Source organism: Microcoleus sp., from assembly GCF_049646505.1.
Classification (GTDB): Bacteria; Cyanobacteriota; Cyanobacteriia; order Cyanobacteriales; family Microcoleaceae; genus Microcoleus.
The window spans coordinates 1-4940 of the sequence record NZ_JBARVX010000135.1 but is presented as its reverse complement, the minus strand read 5'-3'; the positions used below and the strand labels follow the sequence as shown (position 1 = coordinate 4940).

Below are 4940 nucleotides of genomic sequence, written 5' to 3'. Positions count from 1 at the left end.
TCATGAAGGGAATAGAGGGATTGCCGTTTATTCCTGTATTTTTAGGATTGTGGACTAAAATTACCAACGTAGATGTCTAACATTGACTACTTTTGGGTAGCTTTGTCCAGGTTTTTACGAGCGGTTCCTGAAAAGATTTTCACCCAATTATTCGAGATAATTAGATCCTATGGCTTGTCGATCGCAAAAACTTTTTTTACTCGCTGGAATTTTTGGGTTAGTTTGGTTGGGAAAACCAGCGCAAACATCCGCTAGCAATGTTGCAATTTTTACCTCCAATGTTGAGGATTTGACCGCAGTCAGTAGCGATCGCGATCGACACGAGGGAAGCACTGATATTAATCTTGACACTCGCGAAGACTTGCTCGCCCCAGCATCAGATCGATCGCCTGTGCCACCAATTATACCAGCAGAAACTCCCGATTTACAGCCAGAAGTTGCCAATTGGGCCGATCGCACCTTCAGCACAAAAACTCAAGAAACCGCGCTTTCTAACTCAGGTAAACCGCTAGAAGAAAGTATTAGCGCCCAAAAAATTGGTTTGGAGGGCGATCGAGATTCGCAACTAATTTCAAATCCGGTGACATCGGAATTAGAACCGAATCCTGTGGCGATCGCGAGTACAGACAATTCCGATCGCAATATCAGCCAACTGCCCAACCCAATTCAACCGAGAGAGCCGGAATTTCCCGCACCAATCGCCCCCGAACCGCCTCCACCCTCTCCCCTCCAGCCAACCCCAGCAACACCTGTTCCCGGCGATTCTAGACCGGGGATTCCGGGTACAATTCGGGTGGAGCGCTTTGAGTTTGAAGGCAACACGGCTTTTAGCGATCGCGAATTAGCAGAAGTTACGCAGCAATTTGCGGGGCGCGAAATCACCTTTGCTGAACTGATCGCAGCCGAAGCAGCCGTCACTCAAAAATACGTAGCAGCCGGATACATCAATTCCGGCGCTGTAATTCCCGCCAACCAAAGCTTTCCCAGGGAAGGAGGCGTGGTAAAAATTCGGATTGTCGAAGGCGGGTTAGATGAAATTGCGATCGCCGGAAACAGGCGCTTGAATTCAAGTTACGTGCGATCGCGCCTCGAACGCGCCACCAGAAGGCCGCTCAATCGATCTCGGCTGCTGGAAGCCTTGCAAATGCTGCAACTAGACCCCTTAATTGCCAATGTTTCCGCCGAACTGCAAGCCGGAAGCCGCCCGGAAAACAGCCGCTTAGAAGTGCGGATTAAAGAAGCAGACAGCCTCAGCGGCGAAGTGTTCGCAGACAACAACCGATCGCCCAGCGTGGGCAGTTTTCGGCGAGGCGTGCGCGTCAATCAAGCAAATTTGCTGGGTTTGGGCGACGGATTGGAGGTATCCTACGCTAACACCGACGGTAGCAATGAATTTAACGGTAGCTACACAGTCCCAGTCAACGCGCGCAACGGCACAATTCGGTTTGCTGCGGGCGCTGCGAGCACTAACATCATTGAGGAACCTTTCGATGCTGCCGAAATTGAGGGTAAATCGCGGACTTACGAGTTAACTTACCGCCAGCCGATTGTCGAAAAGCCCGATCGCACTTTAGCTTTGGGAGTAAGTTTATCGCGCCAAGAAAGCGATACATTCCTGTTGGGGGAACCATTTGCGCTGTCGGCGGGAGCAAACGATCGCGGGGAAACGCGGGTTTCGGCGGTGCGGTTTTTTCAAGAATACGTGCAGCGAAATACCCAACAAGTGATCGCGGCGCGATCGCAGTTTTCCGTCGGTACCAATTTGTTCGGCGCTACTGAGAACAATAGCGGCCCTGACAGCCGTTTTCTGGCGTGGCGCGGACAAGCGCAGTACGTGCGGCTGTTAGCGCCGGAAACCTTGCTGATAGTGCGTTCCGACATTCAATTAGCCGATCGCCCGCTGCTTTCTCTCGAACAAATCGGGATCGGCGGCGTTGAAAGCGTTCGCGGGTACCGCCAAGATTTGCTGTTAACTGATAGCGGTGCGATCGCCAGCGCGGAGGTGCGAATCCCTGTTTGGCGTGTCCCGGAAGTTAAGGGATTGTTGCAGGTGGCTCCGTTTATCGATTTTGGGGTAGGCTGGAACCATTCGGGGGAAAAAGCGAATCCTGAGTCTGACACGCTGTTGGGTGCTGGTTTGGGGCTGGTTTGGCAAATGGGCGATCGGTTGAATGTGCGTCTCGACTACGGTTTTCCTTTGATTAATGTCGGAGGGGGCGATCAAACTTTGCAGGAAAAAGGCATCTACTTTCGGATTAATTACTTTGCTTTCTAAATTGTAGGTTGGGTTGAGCCGCCGCAAAAAATCGTTGCTTCCCACAGGTAACTTTGATACCGTCTGCTCCAACGCGATGGTTAACCTGTGGACCAGATTGCAGAAACACAGTATTCATACAAAGCCTTGTTACAGTTCCGTTTTCTGACAATTTCAGAATGAATTTTGGAGTAGCCAAGAATTCTCATGGAATCAGAAAATAAGGCTGCCGTATCAACCATATTACCAAAAAAAGTTGAATTACCAACAATATAATGGAGTTCAGCTCCATCTTCTAAAATGGATCTGATTGAACTCAAATGCAAGTGCATATCATGAAAGTATTTTAAGACGTAAATCGATAAAAGATTTGCATTTTTCCCGTCAGACATCCTTATATTTTTTACAGTTGAGAAGATACTTTCTGGTAAATCTTCTTCTTGTATCGTCCAAGAATTGAGCCGACTTGTTGCAATTCCCCAAGTTCCACCAACAGCTAACCAATCTAGTTCACCTGCTTCCTTGGCTTCATTTATAAATTTTGTCCAATACATATAAGGACGAAGTTCACGAATATAACTAACTCGATTTGGATAAGGCGGCGAAGTTATAACCTTATTTATCTTGATATTGCCGACACTGATTATATTTCGAGAATCCACCTTCAGGACTCTAGCATTACCCATAATATTCTTCTCGGCAGATCTAAGTACAAAATCAAGTATGTCCAAAAAAAGTTTTTCAATATACTCAATCTCATGGTGAATTACTGTTTCACTAAATGACATAGAAATATGATTAAAAGCTGCCGATGAAGTTTCGATTATCAAACGACAGAATGCGATCCAAACAACACTATATTCATCGTTCTCTTCAGGTTCTCCAAATTGCTCCACTAAGGCGGTTCGCAGGGCGGCAAGAACATTGAGCGTATAGCCAGACCACCACCGCTCAATGTTGAATATTTGTGGTGTCCAGTTATCTTGCTCTAATTGACTCTTATACTCTTTCAAAGCCTGCCATACTTTTTCACGAATATCTAGTAGGCAGTCTTCAGCATAATTTCGGTATTTAGCATTTCCAAGCCAAATCAGAAATGGGTTGATGTCAAATGAATAAGCTTTGTACCCTAGTTCAGCAGCAACAAGCCCTGTTGTAGCTGTACCAGAAAAAGGATCAAGAATAATCGCTTCGGTATTAGACGAAGACAAAAGTTTTTCAACAAGCTTCACGCCATATGCTGGTGTAAGACGAAGCCATCCGTGTCTTCCAAGACTACGATTAGCTTTAAAAGTATAGTCAGATCGTTGTTGGACAGTAGATCTCATCATTCTGCCCTCAGTAGAATTTCTAAAGTGCTGTAAACTTCGCTTTTGATTACCTCAGAATTCCTATGAAAAAAATCTGCTAAGTCATATCCCAAAACTTCTTTGGAAAAAGCAAATAGCGAAGTTTGATTATTCCCTGATGTCGTGCCAATGATTATTCCTCCACGACTATTTCGGTAGCGCAACACCAAATCGGTATCAATCTGAGAAGAAAAAATTGCAAAAACTGGAAGGTAGCCGTTTGCCCAAGCAACGGCAATATTGTCTATGTCAGCATTCTGTCTCTTGCTATCTTTACTTTTATATCCTTGTCGAACTTCAAACACTGCTCCGTTCAAGGGTGCAGGTACACTGAGAGAAATACTATAGTCTGCTATCCACTGAATAACTCTTGCTTTGACTTCAATATTCCGAATTTGGCTAAGTTCCAGCCGCGCATCTAATGACAAAGTTTTATTCTTATCATTTTTGGTTTTTGTAATGTAAGACCACAGGGCGTAATTTGGATCATCATATTGTGTCTGGTCAATGATTATCTGCCTGAATAGATTTTCACAGCCTTTTCCAATCTGTCGATAAACCGAAGTCATCCCCCCAGCAGCTTTGTGAGCTGCATACATCAAATCTGAGTCAAGACCAATCCATGAATAGAATGGGTCTGCTCCATAGATTGACAAGAACCGCGTCAGATCTATCCCTTCTTCTCTATTACCTAGACCGAATTTGGGCTTATATCGTCTGCATACCTTTATAGGATCTAAAAATTTTTTGAGGTAAAGGCTCTCATCGGTCACGGCAAATCTTACGTTTTTTACTTTAACCAGCAAAGTATAGCGTGGTATGGCGTTAATTTTGCCCTATACATCAAGAACGATCGTATTATCGAAGTTTTACATCAGCAAGAAACTTTAACATGGTTCTTGCGGTGTTCTGCGGGCAAGCAGGCGATCGCGATCGCCTTGCGGGTCGAATTTTGCTTGATTCATAACGCGAATCTCTTGCGATTGCTGCCGTCGCTGTTGCAAGTACGCTTCTACTTCCGATTCGTGGTTGAGATAAAAGGCGATGGTGGCATAAACGTCAGCTAGATTCAGAGATGGATAACGATAAACAGTTTCCTCTGCGGTCGCGCCCTGCTGAAAGACAGCGATTACAGTATCTAATGTAACGCGAGTTTTTCCAATGAGAATCACCGAAAAACGAGACGGAAGCCCCTGGCTTTTAGACTTATGGAGGAAGTCGGTAGCGGTTTCAACCGCCTTCAATATTTTTTTTTGTATTGGTTGTTTTATAGTCATATTTGAATCTTCAATCAAGAATACTATGCTAATATAGAGCAAGGAGGAAAACAGAATGTA

4 protein-coding genes are annotated in these 4940 nt (G+C 45.2%); 1 reads left to right on the top strand and 3 read right to left on the bottom strand.

Going from position 1 to position 4940, the window contains the following annotated elements; translation table 11 throughout:
• The first annotated feature begins 169 nt into the window (after positions 1–169).
• Positions 170–2275, top strand: coding sequence for a ShlB/FhaC/HecB family hemolysin secretion/activation protein (locus WBA89_RS07795; protein WP_424405344.1), 2106 nt, complete (start codon positions 170–172; stop codon positions 2273–2275).
• 80 nt (positions 2276–2355) lie between these two features.
• On the opposite strand, the gene WBA89_RS07790 is transcribed toward WBA89_RS07795, so the two are convergent.
• The 3 genes from WBA89_RS07790 to WBA89_RS07780 all read right to left on the bottom strand — a co-directional run.
• The gene (locus tag WBA89_RS07790; protein WP_424405342.1) at positions 2356–3585 is read right to left on the bottom strand and encodes a DNA methyltransferase; all 1230 of its coding nucleotides are present in this window, start codon (positions 3583–3585) and stop codon (positions 2356–2358) included.
• Positions 3582–4376 (bottom strand): hypothetical protein, encoded by a 795-nt coding sequence (locus tag WBA89_RS07785; protein WP_236507348.1) that lies wholly within the window; start codon positions 4374–4376, stop codon positions 3582–3584. The genes WBA89_RS07790 and WBA89_RS07785 overlap by 4 nt, the downstream gene beginning before the upstream one ends.
• Positions 4377–4490: 114 nt before the next feature.
• The coding region (locus WBA89_RS07780; protein ID WP_424405340.1) for a DUF433 domain-containing protein at positions 4491–4940 on the bottom strand (450 nt) is incomplete at its 5' end.